This window comes from Paenibacillus endophyticus (assembly GCF_014192395.1).
Classification (GTDB): domain Bacteria; phylum Bacillota; class Bacilli; order Paenibacillales; family Paenibacillaceae; genus Pristimantibacillus; species Pristimantibacillus endophyticus.
In genome coordinates this window covers 1-26,609 of the sequence record NZ_JACHXW010000002.1, presented here as the reverse complement: position 1 = coordinate 26,609, position 26,609 = coordinate 1, and the positions used below count along the sequence as shown (strand labels likewise).

Here is a 26,609-nt window from a genome sequence, read left to right as displayed (position 1 = left end):
GATCACTCTACCTTCATGTAACAACATGAGGTTTTTTTGAGTGATTACTTAAAGGGGATAATACCATTCCTCAGAATGAAGCAATGGGGTTTGAATTTTCGAGAATACATTACTACACTTCAATGATAATTGGTAAAACCATGGGCCGTCTTTTTGTTTTTGCATAAAGCAGCTTGCTTGTAGATTCCTTAATACGATGTTTTAAAATAGACCATTTGCCGTCGTTTCCACTTTCCTGTAAATCAGCAATGGTTTTCAGCACAAGTCGACCTACTTCGCCTAATAAAGCTTCGGATTCTCTAACATATACAAAACCTCGGCTAATAATATCAGGTCCGGATAGAATGGTGCCTTCTAGACGACTTAGTGTGACAACAACAACCAGGATGCCATCCTCGGCAAGATGTTTTCGATCGCGTAATACAATGTTCCCGATGTCGCCAATGCCCAAACCATCGACAAGAGTATTGCCGGCGGTAACTTTACGCGTTTGTTGTACATGATTTCCAGATAGGTCAAGGACGTCTCCGTTATTCATAATATATATATTATCCTTCTCTACCCCAACAGACTCCGCAAGTAAGCGATGCTGGAATAACATGCGATATTCTCCGTGGATAGGGATGAAATAAGTTGGTTTCATTAGCGTAAGCATGAGTTTAAGCTCTTCTTGGCTGCCGTGACCGGACACATGCATGCCTGTCGCTACGCCTGATCCATGAATGACATGAGCCCCTAGCATATAGAGATGGTCTAGCATGCTTGCAACGTTCTTTTCATTCCCTGGAATGGGTGATGACGCGAGAATGACGGTATCGCCAGAAGAAATTTCTGTATGTGGATAGGTGGAGCTGGCGAGACGTGAGAGTGCAGCCATCGGTTCACCCTGACTTCCCGTACATAATACCGCAACTTTTTCCCTCGGGAGCTGATTGGCCTCTTTGGATTCAACGAGCATGCCATCGGGAATGTGGATGTAACCAAGCTCCTGAGCAATCGTTACCACGTTGATCATGCTGCGACCAAGCAGCAGGAGCTTGCGGTTTGTTAGAATGGCAGCATCTACAACCTGCTGCAAGCGATTGATATTGGAAGCAAAGGTGGATAGAAATATTTTATTTGTTGCTTTCTGGAAAGCATCTGTAATTTTTTCGCCTACCAATCGTTCAGAAGGAGTGAAGCCTGGCCGCTCAGCGTTCGTGCTCTCGGATAACAAAACAAGTACTCCGGCTTCACCTATTTTCGCCATCCTATGAATGTCCGGGAATTGTTTATTTGAAGGGGATAAATCAAATTTAAAGTCTCCCGTATGAACAACCGTACCTTCTGGCGTCTGCAATGCGATACCAACACAGTCTGGAATGCTATGGTTTGTGCGGAAAAAAGAAAGCTGAAAGCTTCTTCCAAGCTCAATAAATGAGTCTGTTTTAATTTCATGAAATACAGTTCCTTTGAGACGATGTTCTTTTAGCTTTCCTTTGACTAAGCCGAGTGTAAGGCGAGTTCCATATACGGGAATATTCAGCTGTTTCAATATATAAGGAATTCCGCCTATATGGTCTTCATGTCCGTGAGTGATCACTAATGCGCGTACTTTTTCTTGATTCTCTATCAAATATGATATGTCAGGGACGATTAGATCTATGCCGGGCAGACTCTCATCCGGAAATTTAGAGCCGCAGTCAATGACAATGATGTCGTCAGCGTATTGGATGACATACATATTCTTGCCGATTTCGTATACGCCGCCAAGGGCAAAAATGGATAGCTTATTCAGCTCTATATTATTCATCTACGACAAACCTCCGCATCATTAATGGATGGCTATAAGGAAAAGGAAAAAACCCTGCTTTTCAACAGGGTTTTTCCTATCTGGAAGCAGCTTTCATTCTAGAATCTAAGCATTTAAATCGTAAAGACCTGGACTATGTTCACTCGGAAGATCTGGAAGATAAGGTAGAGGGAAACCATCTGGTGGTGGAATCACCTTTAACTCTCCTTCATTCCTGCTTGGCGTTTGACCACTAAATATTTCGCCTATCCTTGTTGAATCCATACGGAAGTTGAATTGAGCGTTATGATAGCCCAACTCTACATACTTCCGACATTCTGGATATTTATCAATGTCATAATTTGGGATTGGAAACAGGTTGCCCCAATCAACGCCAAGCGTCTCTAATGCTTTAGCAAATGCATTTTGATGTGAGTTATCTCGTACCATGAGAAACGCTAACGTCTCACGGAACGTTTGATTGGAGCTCATTTCATAAATACGAGATTTTTGAAGAACTCCGGTAGATTCAAGCACGACATTGTCTAGTAAGTCACTGATTAAATTGCCGTGGTTATACACGTAATTGCCAAGCCATGGATTACCAGCAGCATCTACTGGTAGTGAGCTTTGTGCACCTACTATGTAATGATGTGGATTGGCATGCTTTACTGCTTCATCGAGAGGGGCAGCATCCGCTCCTGCATTACCAGGCTGCTCCACGCCTGAGCCGTTCAGTAACTGGTTAATCGTATGCTGAACGAGTTCAACGTGACTAATTTCTTCAAGAAACACACCGCGGATTAAATCCCGATACTGTGTTGCTTTTCCGCGGAAATTGCTGCTCTGGAAGAAATATTGCATCATGGTGCGCATTTCGCCAAACTGACCGCCGAGCGTTTCCTGAAGTACTTTTGCAGCGGCCGGATCCGGTTTGTCTACAACAATTTGATTAATTAAATCCTCTTTATAGAAATACAAGCTATTCCCTCATTCCTAGTCATTAATGCGAATAGTTGTTAAATCCTTGAGGTTGTTGATTGTTCATCGTTGAAAACGCTGGGATTTGTGAATGGGAGGACTGGGACACTTGGTTACAGATGTTTGCAATTTGTTGTAATTGCTGTAGAGCTGTTTGATGGCCTTGCAGTGCTGTTTGTATGATTTGAGCGGCTTGCTGTTCACGCTGCGCAATTTGTTCAAGCGCTTTGGCATTATTAAGTTCTTGGGTTAGCAATTGTTGGTATTGACCTGATGCCTGCTGGGTTTGATTCACCAATTGCTGGATAAGCTGTTCAGCATGAGCAAGTTGTTGCGAAATCTGATTGTTGGACTGAAACTGGTTCAATTGAATGCCTCCTGTTGAATATGTTGGATTTTTTTGACCTGATTAGATTGTCTTAATGGAAGATAGAATATTCATTTTTATTGAGCAAATTTTTATAGCCCATCCAGATTACCCCGCAAGCAACCTTTAAATAGGCTTGGCTGACTAATTTTAAAAGTAATTTTTATTTTATAATGATTACTCCTAAATATTATAAGTTTACTTTAGGTTCAGAATGTTCTAGTGCAGACAAGTTCCCCATAGGATGTACAAGTATCCTATATCCACTTTAAGGGGTGTCCGCCGTTAATGAACATTTTTATAAGTTATATTTTACTCGGAATATCATTGGCAGCTCCTATTGGTCCGGTCAATGCGGCGCAGCTTGAAAAAGGTATTAAACATGGTTTTTTTCATGCTTGGCTGATCGGTTTAGGAGCAATGGCTGCTGACGCCATATTCATGCTTCTTATTTATTTCGGTCTTGCTCATTTCTTGGACACGCCGTTCGCTAAAACTTTTCTATGGCTGTTTGGCGGCTTTATACTTATTTATACAGGGGTGGAGAGTTTTAAAAAAAAGAAGTTGTCCATTTCGGAGAAACGCTCCTTGGAGTCGCACGCCAAATCCTTTTATTCAGGCTTTTTCATGACTTTCTCAAATCCAATCAGCATATTATTCTGGCTTGGCATATACGGGTCTATTCTTGCCAAAACAGCTGAACAATATGGTACATTGGAGCTGCTGCTGTATAGTTCTGGGATATTCATCGGACTAATGATATGGGATGTTGCCTTAGCTTCGCTCTCCAGCATCTTTCAAAAGTTTTTGCATGAAGGCATTCTTATGTTGATCTCTCGCTTAGCGGGCATATGCTTAATTTTATTTGGCATTTACTTTGAATGGCAGGCGATTAAAGAATTATTTTTTTAATTCCATCGCTTCCGCAAGAAGAAGGTTACAGTACCGATGATTGTCACGAACCCAAGACTGATGAAGAAGCCAGGTCTGGTTATTTGATCGAACAACGTACCTACAACTGCAGCAAACAGAAGCCCAATTGCAATATAGGTTTGTCCCCGTCCCCACGCACTCAGCTTCAACAACTTATGCGATGCGCATAAAATATACAGCCATGTATATAAGAGCATGAGTCCGCCTGCAGTCGTGATATATTCGTATACTTTATTGGGCAGCAGCAACGCAATGGTGATCGAAATGATCATTCCCGTTATCGTTAATCCAAGGGAACCATAAGGGAAATGGCGTTTCTTTGTTTTTTTGCCAAACAGTTTCGGCGCATCTCCCTCATCTGCGATCATCGACATGACGAGTGTAACGGAATAAAGGGACGCAACCAGTCCTGAGAACCCCGCTATTATCAGTACGCCATTAAATATATGGACCAAAATGTGATAGTTTAAATCCTTTAATGCAGATACGAACGGACTCTCCTGAGTCGTAATTTGCTCGATTGGTGTAACTAACATGACTAGACCTATCGAGACAATAAAAAGCAATGTTATCGTAATAACCATGAATCGACCGGATTTAGGGGCGTCTTGAGGGTTCTTCAGTTCTGCTGCCATTATCCCCATGACTTCAATACCGGAAAAACAAAAAAAGACATAGATTAAACTTGTCCATAGCCCCATCGCACCGCCCTTGAAAACATCTTGAAAGTTTTTAGGCGTATGCATATGCGCATTATCAGAACCAAGTACACCTGGTATAACGAGGCAGGCTAAGATGATAAACATAATAATAGCTGCCAACTTGACGATGGCCAGCATATTAACGGTTTTCTCAAACCAAGCGGAACCAAGTAAGACGACCCCAACGCCAAGAGCTGCGTAACCACTTGTTAAAATCCACAATGGTATATCTGGAAACCAAAACTTCGTGAATAAACCGATTGCTGTCAATTGGCTGCCGAGGATGAGCATTTCGGAGGACCAATAAACCCATCCATGGCTGAAACCTGCCCAATGACCAAAAGCTTGTTTGGAATAAGTTCGGAATGAACCCTTCTCCGAGTGCTCTGCGAACATTTTCGCCAACGCTTGAAAAACTAAAAAAGTTCCAGCAGCAGCAAGGATGAAATTGATAATAACCGAAAATCCGCTTTTTTCGATAGCTAAACTAGATCCCAGCAAAAATCCAGTTCCGGTTGTTGTTCCTAACCCGAATAAGGTTAGCTGCCACCATGACATGTTGCCTTTCTTCTTTTCTGTTTCTTTTGGCTGTTCTGCCGCTGAATCATTCATGCTTTGTGACCCCTTGTTTATATGTAATGGGAATATCGTCATTCAATCGAATGACGTTTTTTGCTGCGGTTAGTTATTCTTCAATTGACCCTGTTTTTCTACCGGTATTTTCTGTTTCAATAGTTTTTCATAAACTTCAGCGTTGAATGCAAATGTGATAAGCATCTGCAATGCATCTACTTTAACTAATTAGGTATGGAATCATACATCTGTAAATCGAGTAAATAGTGGAAGAATATTAAACTTAGCGCATAAACATAAATTTGTTCTAATGATATGGATAGCAAATAGGATATCAACCTCAATATGAAACAAATCCATGAATTGTATAATTCTTTTCGAAATACACAATCTAGATGTAACGTTTTACGGAAAGGAGGCATTGAAAAATGGAAAATAAAAACAACAAGCATGATCGTACCGATAATAATGGACAGCGCCAGAATAAAGTGAATGGCGGCGAATTTCGCAATGGGCGTTTAAGCCAGATTAAGAATAATAATCCCAATGGTGATGCTGTGCAAAACGAGTTTCTAAGTGAAAAAGAATAATAGTCAGCAGAAGTTTGTTCCTGTTGCTCGACAAAAACAGCAGCCGAAAGATAATCGGCTGCTGTTTTTTCGTTGAACCATTCATTAATCCACCACTTTGATAGGCCAAGCGTTATGCACGTTCGCGGTCACGATCATGAGCACGGTTTCTGGCGCCAGCTAAGCCCAGAAGACCTAAAAGACCGAGCCAACCCCAATCGAAACCATCATCATCTGCAGTTGCATTGGTTCTGTAGTTGTTTGCGTTCATCGTTGTTCCGTTGTTGGATCGATCCATTTTATCAGCAGATGCCGGTACAGCAGAGCACATCATCAAACAGCCGATGAATCCAATTACTATTATTAATTTCCTCATGTACATGCTCCAATCATTTTTAGAGTGTTAAACAACTTTATTTTTTGTTGCCATTCGAAAATTTATACGCAAATGTTAGTGCCATTTTCAAGCGTATAACAAGAGTAACTTTTTTTACTAATGGGTAAAGTATGTCCATTACGTTCTAAGTAGGAGGGTGATTTATGAAGGCAGTTACATTTCAGGGTATAAAAGATATCCAGGTGAAGGAGGTTGAAGACCCGTCAATCAAGAAGAAAGATGATATTATAGTCCGGATCACTTCCACTGCGATATGTGGGTCTGATCTTCATATCTATCAAGGTGCATTGCCCACTCACAAAGATTATGTCATCGGTCATGAGCCTATGGGTATCGTAGAAGAAGTTGGCCCGGAAGTGACCAAAGTTAAAAAGGGTGACCGCGTCGTCCTGCCATTTAATATTTCATGTGGGTCTTGCCACTATTGCAAGCATGATCAAGAAAGCCAGTGTGACAACTCAAATTTAAATCCTGCCATAGATACCGGCGGCTATTTTGGTTTTACGGAACGATACGGGAATTATCCGGGTGGACAAGCAGAATTTCTGCATGTGCCTTATGGGAATTTCATGCCCTTTGTAATTCCAAAGTCCTGTGAGCTAGAAGATGAAGCTTTGCTCTTCATGTCAGATGTTCTGCCAACTGCTTATTGGAGTGTAGAAAATTCCGGTGTAAAGAGTGGCGATACCGTTGTTGTTCTCGGTTGCGGACCGATCGGTTTAATGACGCAGAAATTTGCATGGATGAAGGGTGCGAAAAGAGTTATTGCGATAGATAACCTTACATATCGATTGAATCGCGCCAAACAGATGAACCATGTTGAAACGTATAACTTTGAAGAGCATGATGATATGGGTGAATATATCAAAGAAATTACGCAAGGTGGAGCGGAAGTAGTCATTGATGCTGTTGGTATGGATGGCAAAAAGTCTGTTATTGAAGCCATTGAACAGAAGTTAAAGCTGCAAGGCGGCACCCTCAGCGCGATTCAAATTGCTCTCAAGGCAGTCAGGAAGTTCGGTACAATCCAACTTACCGGGGTCTATGGTTCTTTGTATAACATGTTTCCCCTCGGTAATATTTTTGAAAGAAACATTACCTTGAAGATGGGGCAAGCTCCGGTCATCCATTATATGCCGTTGCTTTTTGAAAAGATTACCGCAGGAGAATTTGACCCCACGGAAATCATTACGCATCGCATTCCGTTAGATAGGGCAAGCGATGCCTATCAAATATTCAATGACCATGAGGATGAATGTATCAAGGTAGTCCTAAAACCATGATTGTAGGAGAAACCCGACCTCGTGAGGTCGGGTTTTGATTGTTTATTCATATTAAGAATTTAATTGAACGATAGGGGCAGATTTCACTAGCTGGAGTTGAATATTGTAATTCCACACTTCATATTATATAATGAGTGAAAATTCATTCATTAAAAAGGGGCGAATGGTTTGCCGCGCAGCAAGGAACAGTTTGAGGAAATGCGCAATGCCACTAGGAAAAAAATCCATTCAGCTGCAATGCAGTTATTTGCTCATCAAGGTTTCGGCTTGACGAATGTTCAAGATATCGCGGATACGGCTGGCGTTAGCATTGGGCTGCTTTATCGTCATTACAAAACGAAGGATCAGTTATTTAATGAATTGGTTGCCTACGCGGTCGAAGGATTGAAACGCAATATTACTTTCTTTGAATCCGATCAGTCCCCCCGAATGTTATTGGCACAGTTTGTCGACGAAGTCTACACGGACATGATCAACGGGGAGGAACTAGCTCATTTACTGATCCTTATTAATCAATCACTATTAGCTGGAGCTGCCACAGCCTCAGAACATTATGAAGAGATCCTCCAGGTAAATGCCAAGCTGCTTGATTCTACGGCAGAACTCATTCGCAAGGGGCAGCAGCTTGGAGAGTTTTACTCGGGTGATGCGCAGGAAATGGCTTCCCTTTTTTATGCATCGATTCAGGGTTTAGCTCAGATGAAAGTATTACTGAAGAGCAACTTTACCATGCCCTCTCCATCTCTCCTCACCGCATTTCTGTTGAAGGAAAGGAAGTGAGCCTGTCATGATAAACGTGGTTAGAGCCGATCAAGCTGAATGTGATGTGAGGCAAGGAATATCCGAAATATTCGCAGAGGGATTCACACAGTGGCTGGGTTATTTCTCTAAGGATCCGAAAAGAATTGCAGCAGCGTTCGCCCATATGTTCGTTTTGGACCAATTTTATGTAGCGTTATACGAGGGGCAAGTGGTTGGAATGGCTGCTTGTACGGATGGTACTTCACTTTCGGTTAAACTGGATAAAAAGGAACTTCGCACACATTTAGGCTTGTATAGAGGTACGATGGCTGGTGTTTTCTTGAAAAAAGAATTTGAAACGATCGTTGTTCATCCTTCTCCTAATGTAGGCTCCATTGAATTTGTAGGGACGGCCGCCGAATTCAGGGGACAAGGCGTTGCTTCGCAAATGATTCGTCATATCCTTGAGCATACACCCTATGATACTTATGTGATTGAAGAAGTCGCCGATACCAATATTCCAGCCATAAAGCTCTATTATAAATTAGGTTTTGAAGAATACAAACGCAAGCAAATACCAATTAAACGGGCAAAGAAAATCGGGATCAATTACCTTGTAGCATTGAGATATTCGAAACATGCGGATTAGAAAAGCGATTACGTTAGACCAGATGCTAGACTTCTAAAATGAAGGATTCTCATTAGGCTAACGGACAGATTACTGCAATAAATCATTTGAAAAAGAGCAGGCATTGTGCTAATGTATTATCCATCATAATCTGCGTTGAAGAGAAAAAAATATAAAGGCTCTTATGTCCAGAGAGCAAAGGAAACGCTGAAACCTTTGCCATAATCCCTTTGTATGATGTCGTCTCGGAGCTTTTGATCGAAAGTTGAATCGAGAATTGGTTCGATGAGTAGGCTCAAACGGAATGGCACACGTTATCGTGCTGCAGGTAAGGGAAACCTTACCTCAAGAGGCTGGAACCGTAAGGTTCTTGGCAAATCAGGGTGGTACCACGAAAATCTTTCCCCTTTCGTCCCTTCAGTTACGACTGCTGTTTTCTGTCGACTGAGGATGAGAGGGGTTATTTATTTTAAATATATAAAAGCGATGAAGAGAAAAAAATAGGAAGGCTCTTATGCCCAGAGAGCAAAGGAAACGCTGAAACCTTTGCCATAATCCCTTTGTATGATGTCGTCTCGGAGCTGTTGATCGAAAGTTGAATTGGGATTTGATTCGATGAGTAGGCTCAAACGGAATGGCACACGTTATCGTGCTGCAGGTAAGGGAAACCTTACCTCATGAGGCTGGAACCGTAAGGTTCTTGGCAAATCAGGGTGGTACCACGAAAATCTTCCCCTTTCGTCCCTTCAGTTACGACAGCTGTTTTCTGTCGACTGAGGATGAGAGGGGTTATTTATTTTAAACATATAAAAGCGATGAAGAGAAAAAAATAGGAAGGCTCTTATGCCCAGAGAGCAAAGGAAACGCTGAAACCTTTGCCATAATCCCTTTGTATGATGTCGTCTCGGAGCTTTTGATCGAAAGTTGAATTGAAACTTGATTCGATGAGTAGGCTCAAACGGAATGGCACACGTTATCGTGCTGCAGGTAAGGGAAACCTTACCTCATGAGGCTGGAACCGTAAGGTTCTTGGCAAATCAGGGTGGTACCACGAAAATCTTTCCCCTTTCGTCCCTTTAGTTACGACAGTTATTTTCTGTCGACTGAGGATGAGAGGGGTTATTTATATTTAAGGAGGAATTCAAATGGAAGAAGTATCTATGTTCACGAACAAGACAGATCAAAGTTCTCAGGATTTAATAACAGGATCGGAGGTCCTTTTACGCTGCTTGCTAATGGAAGGTACGGAATGCGTATTTGGGTACCCAGGAGGAAATGTCCTTTACATCTATGATGCAATGGTAAATAATCCGGATTTCAAACACATTTTGACTCGCCACGAACAAGGTGCTATCCATGCGGCGGACGGATATGCTCGATCAACAGGAAAGACAGGAGTATGCATCGCCACCTCCGGACCAGGAGCGACTAACTTAGTTACTGGAATTGCAACGGCTTATATGGATTCTGTACCGCTTGTGATTATTACAGGTAACGTTCCAACAACAGTTATTGGTACGGATGCATTTCAGGAAGCAGACATTATTAGTATTACAATGCCAATAACCAAACACAGCTACTCAGTACGTGACGTTCATGACCTGCCGCGCATCATCCATGAAGCATTTTATATTGCAAGCACTGGAAGGAAAGGTCCGGTATTAATCGACATTCCTAAAGACGTGTCAAATCATAAAATGTATTATGATCCATCAAACAAACTAAATTTACAGTTACAGGGTTACAGTGCAACTCCAAATCCTGACCCAACGGAGATAGATAAGTTGATTCAGGCTATTGCAGAATCAGAAAAGCCGGTCATTATAGCTGGTGGTGGGGTGGTATATTCTAATGCATCAGATGAGCTGCTGAAATTCGTGAATAAAACAAAAATTCCGGTGACGACCACATTGCTCGGTTTAGGCGGCTTCCCAAGTGCTCATGATTTGTGGTTAGGCATGTTAGGTCATCATGGCACGTATACGGCGAATATGGCAATTCAAAACGCTGATCTTATCATTTCAATTGGATCACGATTTGATGACCGGGTCACAATGAAAGTCGATGGCTTCGCTCCAAATGCCAAATGGATTGCCCACATCGATATTGATCCAGCAGAAATTGGCAAGATCATCAAAACAGATATTGCATGTGTAGGAGATATAAAAGCTGTACTAGGATATGCAAATACGAAAGCTAAGCCTTCCAAATCAAATCATTGGATCAGTAATATTCAAGAAAACAAGTCCATGTATCCATTACGGTATAAAGACTCCGAAACGGAGCTTAAACCGCAATATGTTCTGGAAATGATCAATTCGACAACACGAGGGAATGCGATTATAACCACTGATGTAGGTCAGCATCAAATGTGGGTTGCACAATTTTATAAATTTAATCATTCACGTTCACTGGTAACTTCCGGTGGTTCCGGAACAATGGGATTCGGATTCCCCTCTGCTATAGGTGCCCAGGTAGGAAATCCAAACCGTCTCGTTATTTCTATAAACGGTGACGGAGGTATGCAGATGTGCGCTCAAGAGATGGCGATTTGCGCTATTAACAATATTCCTGTCAAAATTGTCGTAATTAACAATCAAGTGTTAGGCATGGTTAGACAGCAGCAGGAAATCATTTACGAAAGTCGTTATAGTCAAATCGATCTTGCTGGCAGTCCCGATTTCGTAAAACTAGCTGAAGCCTACGGAGTTAAGGGATTAAGAGCAAGCACTAAAGCAGAGGCGCACCATATATGGCAAGAGGCTTTGGAGACACCTGGACCTGTGCTTGTTGAGTTTGTTGTGCCAAGAGAAGAAAATGTATATCCCATGGTTCTCGGCGGGACGACATTGGATCAGTTGATAATGGGGGATTTCGAATGATGAAGAAACGGTTGACACTTTCCGTTCTTCGGTCATTGATATAGGACCAAATAACTTTAGCACTCCTATTATGAAGGCGCAACTTTCCATTTGGAAAAATAAAATTAAAGACGATTTTCCATTCAGGAAACGAATGGAAAATCGTCTTTTTTGCAATAATCTATATCAAGCAGCTCTCTGGGCTTATTCTTTGACCGCGCCACGTTTTGGGAGAAAACAGAATAGCACGACTACGAGGGAAGCGGCAATAAAGGCTGTTGAACCCACTATGACCACAGAACTAGCGTGAGCAAAATCTTGCTTGGAAGGCAATACTGTTGACAGTCTAGCTGCTTCAAAGACAGTGATAAGAATGGCTATACCCAATGAGCTTCCTGTTTGATGAGCAACATTGATAAGACCGGAAGCAGCGCCTGAATCACGTGAATCTACACCAGATAGTCCAATCGTTGTTAATGGAAGAAAGACCGTTCCAGCGCCGATACCCATGACCATCAAAGGTAGAAAAATTTGCGGAAAAAATTGAGAATCTGTTGAGATTTGGCTTAGCCAGCTTGTACCCATAATCGCAATTATCAGGCCGACGACCAGCACCTTTAAATTTCCAAAACGCGCGATTAGCGATGGCATAAGATACATCATCCCAAATTGAACAGCTGTGAAAGGCAGAAATGCCAGCCCGGATTCAAACGAAGTGAAACCAAGCACGTTCTGCAAAAACTGTGGCAGGAAAAAAAATACAGAAAAATTACCGCTAACAAATAAAAACCTTCCGAGATAGGCACCCGATCGCCTGCGGCTCGCAAACAAACGCAGCGGTGTAATCGGTTGTTTCGCACGAGCCTCGATAAACACGAATGCGACTAACAATACAACCCCAATGCTAAGTGAAAGCACGGTCTGCAATTGTGCCCATCCATTTGCTGCTGCCTGAACAAAACCATACACCAGTGCGGTTATTCCAAAAACGGAAGTCATTGCTCCCATTAAATCAAAATGCCCTGTATTTTTTTCCGTTTCCGGCAAAAAGCGCGGAACCATGAAGAGCAAAGCAATTCCAATAGGGACGTTGAGAAACATGCCTACCCGCCAAGAAATGAGATCGGTCAGGATTCCTCCAAGAATAAGGCCGATACTGCCGCCTGCTCCTGCTACAGCACTGTATAACGCGATTGCTTTGGTGCGTTCCTTCGGTTCTATAAAGGTCACCGATAATAATGCGAGTGTGGAGGGGGTTGCAATCGCTGCGGCAATGCCTTGCAACGCACGGGTAATGAACAAAAATTCAGCTGATTGAGCGATGCCAACTAAAATAGAAGCCAATGTAAACAAAGCAATCCCAACGCTGAACATTCTCCTTCGCCCCCAAATATCCCCCGCCCGTGCACCAAGCAGCATGAGTCCGCCAAAAGCTAAAATATACGCATTTTGCACCCAGCTTAAATGGGCTGTAGTGAGATGAAGGGTGCGGCCAATCTCAGGCAAGGCCGTTACCATGATGGAAGCGTCGAGTACAATCATAAGCTGGCATGCAATGATAATGGCTAACATGATTTGTTTAGACTTATTGATAATAATCATCCTTTCAACTGAAGTTCAAGTTGTCGAGAAGGATCATATCATACAATATATTTAAAGTAAACTAAATATATCTTTTTTGTCTATTTAGTTCTTATTGTGTTTTTGTTGAAAAACTACGTATAATGAGAAGAAGCGTTTGCAGGAGGTTATCCAATGAATATGATTCTTGAGAGCCAGCAGGATAAAGCAAGAAGTAAGTTACTGAAAAAGTTAATCTCATCTGTCATGAAGGATGGTTTTCAGCATCTGCGGATGGATGACATTGCCAAGCACATGTTCGTAAGTAGAGCTACCATGTACAAGTACTTTTCTTCAAAAGAAGAGGTGATTGAAGGAGTTGTACGTATCTTTATAGATTATTTGGAAAAGATGGAAGACCGGACGAAGGAAGACGATGAAAAATGGTTCGGAATCTGGTTTCAGAAATTATTCGAACAGTCAGTTAATCTAGTTGGCAAGATTACAGATGTTTTTTTAAAGGATCTACAATCGGTGTATCCCGATTTATACGATAATTTGAAAAGTGTTTTGAATAAACGCGAAAAAATGACCTTGGAGTTCTACCAGGAGGGAAAAGAGAAAGGCATTTTTAATATGATAAATGAAAAATTCATTTTGCTTCAGGACGATATGTTGCTCAGAGAAATTATTGATGCGAAGTATTTGCTCTTTAACCAAATGTCTATTGAACAAGTTCTCAGTGATTACTATCAGTTGAAAAAAATTCAGCTATTCAAAGCGGAAAAGCTGTCGACTGTTGACGATTCAAATATGAAACCGATCATTGAACATCTTGTGGAGAAATTCAACCGAACGCTTTAATCCAAATCGAATAAAGTAGAATAAGAGAAGGTAAATGAAGCAACTATTTGCACTTGCTGCATTGCTTAGGGAGATTTCAGAATCAATCGGATGAAAAAGTGAGTTTTAGGACTTGCGGGGCGTGTAGATCAACTTATAATCTTAAGCGAACGTATACAAAAACACCGGATCCTAGGATCCGGTGTTTGATTTGCGACAATATGAACGTTAAACAAACTTCCGGCTCGTCTTCTTCCCATCACAGCTAAACACAATCTTCTTATCCTCAACGAATGTTTCCAAATGCACGTTTTTCCCCCATAGCTGAACGACATGGGGAAGTGTACGCTCTACGTATTTCAGGTCAAGCTCCATACCTTCATATTCATGTATGAGATACAACTCACCCACACGATTAAAGTCGCCGTCTTTCACCATGAGACTAGGAAAACCTCCGTTGACCTTGGAGTAGACGAGCTGATCCCGAATATTCTCCCACGACTTATCTGTTATTTTCCACTCCGGTCCTTTTTTCTCGAAAATGTAAAGATCCAAATCGTTAACCAAATCCTTAGTCAGGTAGTTGCGCAGGAAGGAAATATCAGAGTCGAGTTCACGAACCTCGAACATCTTTTCTCTACCTTTGCCGGGAACACGGCCGAAGCGGCGCTGCTCCTCAGCGGTCGGATTATCGAAGCGGCGCTCGATGTCTTCAAAGATTTTCAATCCTAAATAGTATGGATTCAGGCTATGTCGTGATGGTTGCACAACCGATGAGTTTAGCTTAGCAAATTCAATTGTTTCCTCGCTCGTCAGATCGAGCTCTCTTATGATACGTTGGTGCCAGTAGGAAGCCCAGCCTTCGTTCATGATTTTAGTCTCGATTTGTGGCCAGAAGTAAAGCATTTCATCGCGAAGCATAGATAGAATATCACGCTGCCAATCTTGAAGCGTAGGGGAGTATTCCTCAATGAACCATATTACATCTTTTTCGGGTCTTGGTGGGAAGCGTTTAGCATCTAATGCTTGGGATTGAGCTGCTGATTCAGCAGCAGCTGTCCGATCAGGATCTAGATTCCATAAATCATCATACTGCGAGGCAGGGATGTTCCATTCTGAGCGTTGACTGTCCTTTTGCACCATTTCGATATACCGTTTCTTATCGAGCTGGTATGGTTTTATTAGTGTTGGGTCAACGTGTTCTTGTATAGCTAGAATGGCATCAATGAACTTCTCTACAGCCTCAGTGCCATGATCCATTTCATATTGATGAATACGATCGGCAGTCGCTGACATGCTTTCGACCATATTCCGATTCGTCACGCCAAAACGAGCATTATTCTTGAAGAAATCACAGTGAGCCAGAACGTGAGCCACAATAAGCTTGTTTTGAATTAAAGAATTACCATCTAGAAGAAAAGCATAACAAGGGTTAGAATTAATGACGAGTTCATAAATTTTGCTCAAACCGAAATCATACTGCAATTTCATTTTATTAAAACTTTTTCCAAAACTCCAGTGACTAAACCTCGTAGGCATGCCATATGCACCGAACGTATAAATGATTTCTGCTGGGCAAATCTCATATCGCATTTGGTAAAAGTCCAACCCAAACCCTTGTGCGATTTCTGTTATTTCATCTATTGCTCGCTCCAGCGCGCGAATCTCATCCTGTTTCATTCGTCATCCCTCCGCACTCGAAAATACGATTCATACCATATGTATGAAGAGATGGCCAAGGTTATGACGTCGAGAAGCTTAATTCACAATACGGAAAATATTTTCAGTTTTATTTAAGCTTTGTTTCAGATTGTTCTCAGATTGTTACATTACACTTTGTAGTGTGGTGGAGAAACGGGAGTAACTACAGACACCTTCCACAAAAAATATAGGAGGGAAAGAGATGAAAAATAAAAAGATACTCATACTGGCAGCAGCAATTATTATCGTTGCAGGTGGTGCTCTCTACTATGTGTATGACGGTCTAACCGGGAATCACGTGGAAATTGAAAGCGTGATTGCTGAGGCACCGGCTACAGATAACAGCGGTACCTTAGAAGGAACGTCGGGCAATGCGGAGCAAGAAGAAACGGAAGCGGCAGAAACGTCCGAGAACGCTGCGGATATAGATGGAACTTGGGCAATCAATGCGGATTCAAAAGTGTACTTCTCCGTGACAACATCGCGTGATACAGTGAATTACGAAATTGGTAAGGTAACTGGCTCGTGGCAGTTGAATACGGCTGATCCGGCACAGACGAGTGCAGTCGGTACAGTTGATGTAACAAGCATGGATTCGGGAAATTCACAACGGGACAAGCATATCTCGGAAGCAGAGTATTTAGATACAGCCCAATTTCCGAATGCTGAGTTTAAAGCCATATCCTTTGAGGGTCTCCCTTCGGAATGGAAGTCAGGAGAAGTTTATGATGTGAGCATTAAAGGTGAATTAACCGTAAAAGGGATTACGAAGGAGGTTGCTTTTGCAGGGAAAACTTCATATGATGGAGGCTCGTTGAAGCTCGAAGCAAATACGGTAGTTACATTCGGTGATTTCGGCATGAAGAATCCACATACCGTTGTGATGGAAACCGAAAACAATTTAACGATTGAACTGAGGCTGCTCCTCAGCAAATAACCAAACAACCTTTGAAGCGAAACTGCAGGGCTTATAAGCTCTTTGCTCAGCTACGCTTTCAAAGGTTTTTTTCGATCTGTTTGATGCCATACATTGCCTGATCGGCATCGCTGATCAGATTTTTCAGACTATTGCTTGTGCCATGGGTAGAGCTGATGCCAATACTGGCGGATATGCGAATCGCATGCCCGTCAATCGTGAAAGGTTCGTTGAAGGATTCTTTAATCTTATTGGCTACGAAATCAATATCTTGGTTACCAACGAGATGCTGAAAGCAGATGACGAATTCATCCCCGCCGTACCTAACGAGTACATCGGATTTACGGACGTTTTGCTTAAGCCTAGCTGCTATATGAAGCAGAAGCACATCTCCGAAGTCATGGCCAAAGGAGTCATTTACTTCTTTAAAATCATCAATATCGATGAACATAACGCTATATTGCTTGTCTGATCCGTTGAAGTAGAGATGAGACAAATAACGCCGGTTATATAGGCCGGTCAAGCTATCGGTAACGCTTGCATTCTCAAGTTCAACAACGTAACCGAAAAAGGACGCCAATGACTCCACAAACGCGAGTTGGCTCTCATCCAAATGGATAGGTTCAGCGTGTAAAGCGCAGATGGTTCCAACAACCTGCTTATCGGATTTAATGGGAACACCGATTAAAGAGCGAGCTCCGAGCTGCTTTGTAATTGCCAACGATGCTGTCCGTTGATCATGAAGGAGGTTAGGGATGCGTAATGAGGGTTCGGTATGCATTGCGATGAGGTTACTGTAGCTGTGCAGCAACGAAAGCGGCATGTTGCTCTGCATCCAATTCTCATGACGGTTGAATGCCCGAATGATTCTACTGCCTTGTCCATCACATGCAGTGATGAAAAGGGTATCAACCTGTAGAAAGTGCTTCAAGGTGTTAAGGATCTGGTCGGCTGCATCTTCTAGCGAGCGTGTATGACTGCTCATGCTCTCAACTCCTGCCGTAGTGTAGAACAAAGGACTTGCCTTATGGTTCTATAGTAGTCTAAAACAAACGCTAACTCAAGGAATAAATGATAATAATTAGGAAAATTGAACTACTTTTCGAATCAAACTCAATCTTAAGGCTTATACCGTCGTTCATATCATATAGTGTCAAATTAAAATAATAAATATATTAATTCATACTAGTTGAAATTAATGCTTGAATTAATCTGTTGGCTATAGTTAAATATGAGATAGTGATAGTTTACAAGGCTTAACTGAACAATTAATGAACATACACTTTTAAGTGAGGCGGATGATCATGACAGACAAGGCAACGATGATCGTAGATAAGGATTTTCAAATTGGCGAAGTAGACAAACGTATTTATGGTTCATTCATTGAGCATCTAGGTCGGGCTGTGTATGGCGGTATATATGAGGCAGATCATCCGCAGGCCGATGAGCAGGGGTTCCGCTCGGATGTGCTGGAGCTAGTAAAAGGACTTGATGTACCGATCGTTCGTTATCCCGGAGGCAATTTTGTATCCGGTTACAATTGGGAGGATGGCGTAGGACCGGTTGACCAGCGCCCGAAGAGGCTTGAGCTGGCTTGGCGAACAATTGAGCCAAACTGGATTGGCTTCAACGAGTTTATGGATTGGTGCAAAAAGGCGAACACGGACGCTATGATGGCTGTTAACTTAGGAACTCGCGGCATTGATGACGCCCGCAACCTGATTGAATATTCAAACCACAAATCAGGCTCCTATTGGAGCGATCTGCGCATCCAGCATGGTTATAAGGACCCGCATAACGTAAAAACATGGTGTTTGGGCAACGAAATGGATGGCCCTTGGCAAATCGGACATAAAACCTCCGTAGAATATGGACGTCTTGCGAACGAAACGGGCAAAGCGATGCGCTGGGTTGATCCAACAATTGAATTAGTGGCAAGCGGAAGCTCATTCATTGGTATGCCAACCTTTCCGGAATGGGAAGCTACCGTACTAGATCTGGCATATGATACGGTCGATTATGTTTCAATCCATCAGTATTACGGCAACTCACAAAACGATACGTCTAACTTTCTAGCTCAATCGATAAGTATGGATTCCTATATTAACACGGTCATATCGACCTGTGATTATGTGCAAGCGAAGAAACGCGGCAAGAAGAAAATTAATTTATCGTTTGACGAATGGAATGTCTGGTACCACTCCAACGCGCAGGATAAAAAGCTGGATCCTTGGCAAATTGCTCCTCCGCAGCTGGAAGACGTGTATAATCATGAAGATGCGCTGGTTGTTGGTTGCATGCTCATCAGCATGCTGAAGCGTGCTGACCGCGTGAAGATGGCTTGCATCGCACAGCTCGTTAACGTTATCGCTCCAATTATGACGCAAAACGGCGGACCTGCTTGGAAGCAAACGATCTATTATCCGTATATGCACGCGAGCATCTTCGGACGCGGAACGGTATTGGTGCCGCTTGTGAAATCGCCGAAGCATGATACGAAAGATTTTACGGACGTGCCTTACCTAGAGACCGTAGCCGTGCATAATGAAGAGAAAGAGGAAGTGACGATCTTCGCGGTGAACCGGAATATCGAGGAAGCCCTCCCATTTGAAATCGATCTTCGCAGTTTTGGCGCTTTCACAGTATCGGAGCACATTGTACTCGAGCATGAGGATCTGAAAATGACAAACACAGCTGAAGCGCCTAACCGCGTGACGCCGCATACTTCAGGCAATGCAGCTCTTGCCGATGGCGGGAAAATTCAAGCAACGCTCAGTAAAGCTTCTTGGAACGTGATTCGGATCAAACTGACATAGTAGTGAAATGGGGGTGTCCGGAAGCCGCAATTACGGCTTTTGGGATGCCCCTCTCTTGTTATACAATAGAGGAAGGAGGCGAAAAAATGATACAAGCCAATACGGACGAACAATGGCTGCCTTTATATGAAGCGTTAGCGAGCCCGGTAAGGTTATCCATAATAAACCTGCTGGCTGCAGATATGATGAACGTAAAGGAGCTGGCTGAGGCTATCGGACTCAGCAGTGCGATTGTCACGATGCATGTCAGAAAGCTGGAGAAAGCAGGCATTGTACATACCAAAATGGTACGCAAGCAGGGCGGAACCCATAAAATTTGTTCACTTGCAGAGCACTCCATTTCGATCGAGCTTCCTAATCCTGCACTGGATTTGAGGAAGGTGCATGACGTAAGCGTGCCAGTCGGCCATTTTACTGAATTTGAGGTGTTTCCGACTTGCGGCATTGCCACGGTTGACAAGATGATCGGACAGTTTGACGATCCGCGCTTCTTTCTGGAGCCGGAGCGGATGAACGCGGGGATATTGTGGTTTGGCAAAGGCTTTGTCGAGTATAAGGTGCCGAATTACTTGGTAGCGGGCCAGCGTCCTCTAGCGCTGGAGATTACATTGGAGCTGGGGTCTGAAGCGCCAGGCGTCAACGAGAATTGGCCATCGGATATCGAATTCTCGCTCAATGGCAAGGATATCGGAATGTGGACGAGCCCAGGCGATTACGGAGATGTTAGAGGAAGGTTTTCACCGGCATGGTGGGGAGACCGCGTCAATCAGTACGGACTGTTGAAGGTAATCAGGATCCAAGAGAACGGGACGCTCATTGACGGACAGCATATGTCAGCAGTCAGCATTGGCGAAATCGGTCTGGAACGCAACTTTTGGACATTCCGGATCGAGGTAAAAGAGGATGCGGTTCATGTCGGAGGCTTGACCTTATATGGAAAGGGATTCGGCAACTATAACCATGATATTATGTTTCGTGTCTTCTATGAGGATATTCGCGGCGTTTAAAGCAGCCAAGGCTGCTTCGAACCCGCGCTTTTCCTTTTTAAAGCGGTTATAATGAGTGAACTAGCTCGTTTAAGCCATTATTACTCGGAGGATTAAAGATGCTGAATATGTTTGCTTATCTCAAAAAGTATCGATTTGCGGCTTATGTTGCTTTATTGCTTATGATAGTCGAGCTCATGGTAGAGCTGCTGCAGCCGTTTATTATTTCCAAAATTATTGATGATGGCATTGGCAGCGACAATTTAACCGTTGTACTGAAATGGGGCGGCTTTCTGATAGTCTGCTCTATTATTGCTTTTGCAGCAGGCATTCTCAGCTCGTTTTACGCTTCTCACGTCAGTCAAAGCTTTGGCTTTGATCTGAGGGAGAGGCTCTATGAAAAAGTGCAATCGTTCTCATTCGCCAATTTTAACCGCTTTCCTGAATCATCGCTAATCACTAGGCTGACCAATGACGTCACGCAGCTGCAGAATACGGTCTTTATGGGCTTGCGGATAATGCTTCGCGCTCCGCTTCTCGTTATCGGGAGCATTGTAATGGCATTTGTCGTTCAGCCGAAGCTGGCGTTCTGGCTTGCTGCCGTAATTCCTTTTTTAGGCATATTCTTGCTATGGGTGCTCAAAAAGGGTGAAAAGCTGTTCCGTTCCGTACAGCAGCAGCTGGATGCTGTGAACGGCGTGATGCAGCAAAACTTAATCGGAATGAGAATTATCCGCGTATTCGTGCGAATGAAGCATGAGTCCGCCAGATTTTCGCGGTCTAGCGAGCAATTGATGAGCCGTACCGTTGCAGCGCTTCGCTTAACCGAGATTACGATGCCTATCGTATTGCTTTTTATGAACGCAAGCGTAATGGCCGTACTATGGTTCGGAAGAATCGAGCTGGATACGAACGGCGCTACAGTAGGTGAGGTTATTGCCATTGTCAATTATGCAACGAGGACAACCGCGGCATTGTCTATTATGTCGATGATTGTAGTCAACTTCTCAAGGGCTCGCGCGTCGGCGCAACGGATGGAAGAAGTTATGGTTACGGAGCTTGACTTGACGGATTCGCAGCATAGCGATGAAAGCTTGGAGCTGCGAGCTGGGCATGTTTCCTTTGACAACGTGTCGTTTCATTATCCGGAAGCTGACGAATACGTGCTGCGCAGCATTTCTTTCACGGTCAAACCAGGCGAGACGATTGCCATTATGGGTGCCACGGGCTCAGGGAAATCCTCGCTTCTACAACTGATTCCCAGGCTGTACGATGTGCAGTCCGGCAAGATCAGCGTTGATGGCAGCGATAATCGGATGATGAAGCTGGGGCAGCTGCGCAGGCAGATCGGATATGTGCCTCAGGAGATTATGCTCTTTACGGGCTCTGTGGAAGAAAATATTCGTTGGGGCAAGGAAAACGCCACGCGTGATGAAATTATTGAAGCGGCGAAGCTCGCTCAAATTCATGAGACCATCATGAAGCTGCCGGAGCAATACGATACGATTGTTGGCCAGAAGGGCGTTAATTTATCGGGCGGCCAGAAGCAGCGGCTTACAATTGCCAGAGCTTTGGTCAGAAAACCGGTTGTCCTGCTGCTAGACGACAGTACGAGTGCGTTGGACGTGAAGACAGAAGCTGCGCTTCTGCAAGCGCTTAAGCTAGTGAAATGCACTACTTTTCTGATTACACAAAAAATAAGCTCAACGGTGCTCGCTGATTCGATCTTGCTGCTGGACGAAGGCCAACTCCTCGCACAAGGCAAGCATGAGCAGCTTATTGAGCAATCAAGCCTATATCAAAAAATTTATGAATCACAGTTCGGGAAGGAAGGTGTATCCCGTGCTTAAAGCATTGAAAGAACCTTTCCAATATGAGAGGAACATGGAAGGCAAAGCGGCAGAGGTAGCTAATCCGAAGTCAGAAACGCCGAACAAGAAGAGCAAGCCGCGCGCGAGAAACACATCAGCTACGCTGAAACAGATGTGGGGATATTTGATCCTGTACAAAGGACGGCTGGCCGCTGTCATGGTTATGGTCGTATTGAGCTCTGCCTTGTCCTTGCTCGGCCCATACCTGGCAGGTACGGCAATTGATCATTTTTTGATTGCCCGCGACAACGGGTTTGTTGTGTTTCTCGTGGGAATGGGTGTCGTCTACGTGCTGCATTCGATCACCATGTGGCTGCAAAGCATTTGGATGATTGGCATCTCACAGAAAACGGTTTATCGGATGCGCCTGCAATTGTTTGAGCATTTGCATAGACTTCCAATCCCGTATTTCAGTAAGCGTCAGCATGGCGAATTGATGAGCCGGGTTACGAACGATATTGAGAATGTAAGCTCGTCCTTGAACAGCTCCGCCATTCAGGTGTTCTCGAGCATGCTGCTGCTAATTGGAACGGTTGCTGTCATGCTGTCACTCAGCCCGCTATTGACTTTGCTGACCTTTCTTGTCGTGCCTTTAATGCTGATCGGCATGAAGTGGATAACGAAACAGACAGGGCGGCTATTCAAAGCCCAGCAGCGCAATCTGGGCGATTTGAATGGCTATATTGAAGAAACATTGTCCGGCCAACGCATCGTTAAGGCATTCTCGCAGGAGCATACGGTCATCGCTGCCTTTAAGGAGCGCAACGAGCGAATCCGCTTATCCGGCTTCTGGGCGCAGGCAATCTCCGGATTTATTCCGAAGCTGATGAATGCGCTCAACAATTTAAGCTTTGCCATTATTGCTGGCGTAGGCGCTATTTTTGTGCTGAATGATCAAATAACGGTCGGCACGATTATTATATTCGCTGAATATTCGAGACAGTTTACGCGGCCGCTCAATGACTTGGCGAACCAATGGAATACACTGCTCTCCGCAGTGGCAGGAGCGGAACGGGTGTTCGACGTGCTGGGTGAAGAGGAGGAGCGCGTTGACGAGGGGGCTGCGAGAGAGCTGGCAGAGGTGAAAGGGAATGTCGTGTTCAGCCATGTGACCTTTGCATACGAAGGTCGCGCTTCCACCATCAGTGATGTCAGCTTTGAGCTGAAGCCGGGCGATACCATTGCGTTAGTAGGTCCGACGGGAGCCGGCAAAACGACATTGATTCAACTGTTATGCCGATTCTATGATCCCAGCTCTGGCAGTATTAAGATTGATGGTACGGATACCCGTATGATCAAACGTGAAAATCTGCGCTCGCATATGGCTTTTGTGCTTCAGGATCCTTTCTTGTTTGAAGGAACGATCCGTGAGAATATTCGCTATGGGAAGCTCGATGCGACAGACGAAGAGATTGAGCAGGCGGCGAAGCTTGCTAATGCCCATACTTTTATCATGCGTTTGAAATCAGGCTACCAATTTAGGCTTAAACAGGATGGCAGCGGAATCAGTCAAGGACAAAAACAGCTGCTCGCCATTGCCAGAGCCATTCTTGCGAATCCTTCTATACTCGTGCTGGACGAAGCGACTAGCAGCATCGATACGGTTACGGAAATCAAAATCCAAGAAGCGCTGCAGCGGCTTATGCAAGGCCGAACCAGCTTTGTTATCGCCCATCGCTTAAATACGATTCAGCAAGCCGATCAAATCGTCGTGCTGCAGGATGGCCATATTATTGAGAAAGGCTCACACTCGGAGTTGGTCGATCAGAATGGCTATTACAGTTCCATGGTCAGCGGTCAATTGAAGAATGGGATGCTGAATGAGTCAAGCTAGCGTTTTAGCGGTTAATATTTAATACGAAGCCTTATCAATATTGCAACTAATGCCGGGGCTATCGAGTATTAGTAGATATAACGTGGAGGTGGGATGCATGACAATAGCCCAGTGCGCGAATTGCGGACATAACAACGATGTGGATTCAACCAGCATAATGACTGCGCAATGCTCCGTTTGCGGCGCTAAGCTGGTGGAAGAAGCCGTTCCTTTCGAGGTTGCCGAGGAGGATGTGAACTCTTCCTTGACCTTGGATAAAGATAAACCGTTAGAAGAAGTCGATATCAACAAATGGATTGGCAAAATCGGCGATCAAGACAAGCAAGCGAAATACGTGGAAGAAGGCTTTTGGGCAAAAGTGAAACGGCATGCGGCCAAAGTACCTTTTGCCAAGGAGGTCGTGACGCTTTATTATTGCTCGGCTGACCCGAATACGCCGCTAAGCGCCAAAGCTACTGCGATCGGCGCGCTTGCGTATTGGATTCTGCCTCTTGATCTCATCCCAGATTTCTTGCCGGTGGCAGGCTTTGTAGATGATGCGACAGCTGTATTCATCGCTTACAAAGCGCTCAGCGGCCAAATCAAGGATGAGCACCGCGATAAAGCGGAGCAGTTTTTTATTTTGAACAAAAATGTGAAGCTCATTAATCAACAGCCATAATTAGACGGTTAACAAAAAGGATGACCCGGCGAATTCGCTTCGGTGTCATCCTTTTCCCGTTATGGGTCCTGGTGGCCTAAAACAAGCTCCAATCAAATTGCTGCGACAATGATTGCAGAAGGTCGACTCCGGCTATGCTGTTTCCTTTGCGATTCAAGGAGGGACCAACCAATCCTATGCCATATCTGCCGGGTACGATGGTTAAAATACCGCCGGACACGCCGCTTTTGGCCGGAAGCCCGACTTGGATGGCAAACTCGCCAGACGCATTGTACATACCACAGGTTGTCATGAAGGTTTTGGCAATCTGAACATAACGGCGCGGAATAAGCACATCTCCAGTTAGCGGATTTAAACCGTTATGTGCGAGTATAAGTGCCATTTGAGCGATATCTGCACAGGTCACGCTTACCGAGCAGTGACGAAAATAAACGTCGAGAACATGCTCAACCTCACCTTTGAGCACACCGTTGTCTTTCAGAAAATAAGCCATGGAACGGTTTAAATTAGCCGTTGCCGATTCAGAACGATATACGTCAAGGTCCCAGTTCAAGGAGCTGTTATTAGAAAGAAGGCGCAAGAAAGACAGTACGCGCTCAGATTTCTCCAAAGCGTCCTTGCCCGCAATCATGGAGGAAATCGCAATCGCACCGGCATTAATGAGAGGATTGAAAGGGATGCCAGGCTGTACGAGCTCCAGCTTTAGCATCGAGTTGAAGTTGTCACCCGTAGGTTCCATACCGACCTTATCAAAGACAGCTTCTTCTCCGTTATCCATCAAGGCCAGAATGAGCGTGAAGACCTTGGATATGCTCTGCATGGTAAAAGAGAGCCCGGCATCTCCTTCAGAAATGGAGTGGCCATTTGAATCGACGATATGAATGCCTAACGCGTCAATTGGCGATTTGGACAGCTCAGGGATATAAGAGGCTACCTTTCCATTGCTGCAATGACGTTTGCTTGATTCTAGCCATAGAGGCAGCATTTTTTTGATTTGGTTCATTTCCGGTGCCAACATAAGTAGTGCTCCTCTGCTTTGGTGAGATTAGGAATATCAGAACGAGTAGATGTCTTTTTATTCTATATGATTTGATGTGTCGTAATAAAGTTGAATCTTTCGGTGCCGTAACGAAATGGGTATCGTTTTTACTGGTTTTCCGAAATAAATGAAACATCAAAAGTTTTTTTGAATAAAAGCTTGACCAATTAGGCGGATGCATGATATATTCTAATTCCGGCCGAGAGAAACACGCGGACGACAAGCAAAACAAGCGTAACAAACGAAAGAAAAGATTGCTCTTTGAAAACTGAACAACGAGTAACAACTGCCTCGCAAATCCTTCGGGATAAGCGAAAAAGCGATAACAAGTAATGAGCATTTCAAACACCTGAAGCTTTTCGATTCGACATCGCGTCGAAGCGAAAACTTCTAATATGGAGAGTTTGATCCTGGCTCAGGACGAACGCTGGCGGCGTGCCTAATACATGCAAGTCGAGCGGATCTTGTCCTTCGGGACAAGGTTAGCGGCGGACGGGTGAGTAACACGTGGGTAACCTGCCTATAAGACTGGGATAACATTCGGAAACGAATGCTAATACCGGATACGCGATATGGT

Annotated in this window: 22 protein-coding genes and 1 rRNA gene; 14 read left to right on the top strand and 9 right to left on the bottom strand. The window is 43.9% G+C overall.

Annotated features, from left to right (window positions below):
* Window positions 1-112: 112 nt before the first annotated feature.
* The 3 genes from FHS16_RS02835 to FHS16_RS02825 all read right to left on the bottom strand — a co-directional run bounded on the left by FHS16_RS02835 (window position 113) and on the right by FHS16_RS02825 (window position 3,119).
* Window positions 113-1,792, bottom strand: coding sequence for a ribonuclease J (locus tag FHS16_RS02835; protein WP_183558628.1), 1,680 nt, complete (start codon window positions 1,790-1,792; stop codon window positions 113-115).
* A gap of 105 nt (window positions 1,793-1,897) precedes the next feature.
* Window positions 1,898-2,752, bottom strand: a complete 855-nt coding sequence (locus FHS16_RS02830) for a manganese catalase family protein (protein ID WP_183558625.1) — start codon at window positions 2,750-2,752, stop codon at window positions 1,898-1,900.
* A gap of 22 nt (window positions 2,753-2,774) precedes the next feature.
* The gene (locus FHS16_RS02825; RefSeq protein ID WP_183558622.1) at window positions 2,775-3,119 is read right to left on the bottom strand and encodes an AMP-dependent synthetase and ligase; all 345 of its coding nucleotides are present in this window, start codon (window positions 3,117-3,119) and stop codon (window positions 2,775-2,777) included.
* 288 nt (window positions 3,120-3,407) lie between these two features.
* On the opposite strand from FHS16_RS02825, the gene FHS16_RS02820 reads away from it, so the two are divergent.
* Window positions 3,408-4,031 (top strand): LysE family translocator, encoded by a 624-nt coding sequence (locus tag FHS16_RS02820; protein WP_183558619.1) that lies wholly within the window; start codon window positions 3,408-3,410, stop codon window positions 4,029-4,031.
* Here FHS16_RS02820 and FHS16_RS02815 read toward each other — a convergent pair.
* Window positions 4,028-5,365: an amino acid permease gene (locus FHS16_RS02815; RefSeq protein ID WP_183558616.1), complete on the bottom strand. Its 1,338-nt coding sequence runs from the start codon at window positions 5,363-5,365 to the stop codon at window positions 4,028-4,030. The genes FHS16_RS02820 and FHS16_RS02815 overlap by 4 nt on opposite strands.
* Window positions 5,366-5,754: 389 nt before the next feature.
* Here FHS16_RS02815 and FHS16_RS02810 point away from each other — a divergent pair, with 389 nt between their 5' ends.
* Window positions 5,755-5,916, top strand: coding sequence for a hypothetical protein (locus FHS16_RS02810; protein WP_183558613.1), 162 nt, complete (start codon window positions 5,755-5,757; stop codon window positions 5,914-5,916).
* A gap of 112 nt (window positions 5,917-6,028) precedes the next feature.
* Here FHS16_RS02810 and FHS16_RS02805 read toward each other — a convergent pair whose 3' ends face one another.
* Window positions 6,029-6,271: a WGxxGxxG family protein gene (locus FHS16_RS02805; protein WP_246431572.1), complete on the bottom strand. Its 243-nt coding sequence runs from the start codon at window positions 6,269-6,271 to the stop codon at window positions 6,029-6,031.
* Window positions 6,272-6,435: 164 nt separating this feature from the next.
* Here FHS16_RS02805 and FHS16_RS02800 point away from each other — a divergent pair, with 164 nt between their 5' ends.
* From FHS16_RS02800 to ilvB, 4 genes are all read left to right on the top strand, one after another.
* Entirely contained in the window at window positions 6,436-7,575 is a 1,140-nt protein-coding gene (locus FHS16_RS02800; RefSeq protein ID WP_183558611.1) for a zinc-dependent alcohol dehydrogenase, read from the top strand.
* A 168-nt stretch (window positions 7,576-7,743) separates the two neighbouring features.
* Entirely contained in the window at window positions 7,744-8,355 is a 612-nt protein-coding gene (locus FHS16_RS02795) for a TetR/AcrR family transcriptional regulator (protein WP_183558608.1), read from the top strand.
* Window positions 8,356-8,362: 7 nt separating this feature from the next.
* Window positions 8,363-8,965, top strand: coding sequence for a GNAT family N-acetyltransferase (locus tag FHS16_RS02790; RefSeq protein ID WP_183558605.1), 603 nt, complete (start codon window positions 8,363-8,365; stop codon window positions 8,963-8,965).
* A 1,124-nt stretch (window positions 8,966-10,089) separates the two neighbouring features.
* Window positions 10,090-11,826, top strand: coding sequence for a biosynthetic-type acetolactate synthase large subunit (gene ilvB / locus FHS16_RS02785; RefSeq protein ID WP_183558602.1), 1,737 nt, complete (start codon window positions 10,090-10,092; stop codon window positions 11,824-11,826).
* A 183-nt stretch (window positions 11,827-12,009) separates the two neighbouring features.
* Here ilvB and FHS16_RS02780 read toward each other — a convergent pair whose 3' ends face one another.
* Window positions 12,010-13,407, bottom strand: coding sequence for an MFS transporter (locus FHS16_RS02780; RefSeq protein ID WP_221226244.1), 1,398 nt, complete (start codon window positions 13,405-13,407; stop codon window positions 12,010-12,012).
* A gap of 153 nt (window positions 13,408-13,560) precedes the next feature.
* On the opposite strand from FHS16_RS02780, the gene FHS16_RS02775 reads away from it, so the two are divergent.
* Window positions 13,561-14,229, top strand: a complete 669-nt coding sequence (locus FHS16_RS02775; protein ID WP_246431571.1) for a TetR/AcrR family transcriptional regulator — start codon at window positions 13,561-13,563, stop codon at window positions 14,227-14,229.
* Window positions 14,230-14,436: 207 nt separating this feature from the next.
* On the opposite strand, the gene FHS16_RS02770 is transcribed toward FHS16_RS02775, so the two are convergent.
* A complete protein-coding gene (locus tag FHS16_RS02770; RefSeq protein WP_183558599.1) occupies window positions 14,437-15,888 on the bottom strand; it encodes a SpoVR family protein in 1,452 nt (483 codons plus the stop codon).
* A gap of 223 nt (window positions 15,889-16,111) precedes the next feature.
* Here FHS16_RS02770 and FHS16_RS02765 point away from each other — a divergent pair, with 223 nt between their 5' ends.
* Window positions 16,112-16,846, top strand: coding sequence for a YceI family protein (locus tag FHS16_RS02765; protein WP_183558596.1), 735 nt, complete (start codon window positions 16,112-16,114; stop codon window positions 16,844-16,846).
* A gap of 58 nt (window positions 16,847-16,904) precedes the next feature.
* Here FHS16_RS02765 and FHS16_RS02760 read toward each other — a convergent pair whose 3' ends face one another.
* On the bottom strand, window positions 16,905-17,810 hold the full coding sequence (locus FHS16_RS02760; RefSeq protein ID WP_183558593.1) for a sensor domain-containing diguanylate cyclase: 906 nt from the start codon (window positions 17,808-17,810) through the stop codon (window positions 16,905-16,907).
* Between the two features lie 319 nt (window positions 17,811-18,129).
* On the opposite strand from FHS16_RS02760, the gene arfA reads away from it, so the two are divergent.
* From arfA to FHS16_RS02735, 5 genes are all read left to right on the top strand, one after another.
* Entirely contained in the window at window positions 18,130-19,641 is a 1,512-nt protein-coding gene (arfA, locus tag FHS16_RS02755) for an arabinosylfuranosidase ArfA (RefSeq protein WP_183558590.1), read from the top strand.
* An 86-nt stretch (window positions 19,642-19,727) separates the two neighbouring features.
* Window positions 19,728-20,648, top strand: coding sequence for an ArsR/SmtB family transcription factor (locus tag FHS16_RS02750; protein WP_183558586.1), 921 nt, complete (start codon window positions 19,728-19,730; stop codon window positions 20,646-20,648).
* 98 nt (window positions 20,649-20,746) lie between these two features.
* Window positions 20,747-22,477 carry an ABC transporter ATP-binding protein gene (locus tag FHS16_RS02745; protein WP_183558584.1) on the top strand — a complete coding sequence of 577 codons (1,731 nt, stop codon included), beginning with the start codon at window positions 20,747-20,749 and terminating at the stop codon, window positions 22,475-22,477.
* Window positions 22,470-24,332: an ABC transporter ATP-binding protein gene (locus FHS16_RS02740; protein WP_376769647.1), complete on the top strand. Its 1,863-nt coding sequence runs from the start codon at window positions 22,470-22,472 to the stop codon at window positions 24,330-24,332. The genes FHS16_RS02745 and FHS16_RS02740 overlap by 8 nt, the downstream gene beginning before the upstream one ends.
* A gap of 97 nt (window positions 24,333-24,429) precedes the next feature.
* On the top strand, window positions 24,430-24,993 hold the full coding sequence (locus FHS16_RS02735) for a YkvA family protein (RefSeq protein ID WP_246431570.1): 564 nt from the start codon (window positions 24,430-24,432) through the stop codon (window positions 24,991-24,993).
* A 76-nt stretch (window positions 24,994-25,069) separates the two neighbouring features.
* On the opposite strand, the gene glsA is transcribed toward FHS16_RS02735, so the two are convergent.
* Entirely contained in the window at window positions 25,070-26,011 is a 942-nt protein-coding gene (gene glsA / locus FHS16_RS02730) for a glutaminase A (protein ID WP_183558575.1), read from the bottom strand.
* A 413-nt stretch (window positions 26,012-26,424) separates the two neighbouring features.
* Between glsA and FHS16_RS02725 the strand changes: the two genes are divergently transcribed.
* A 16S ribosomal RNA gene (locus FHS16_RS02725) occupies window positions 26,425-26,609 on the top strand; the annotation flags it as partial.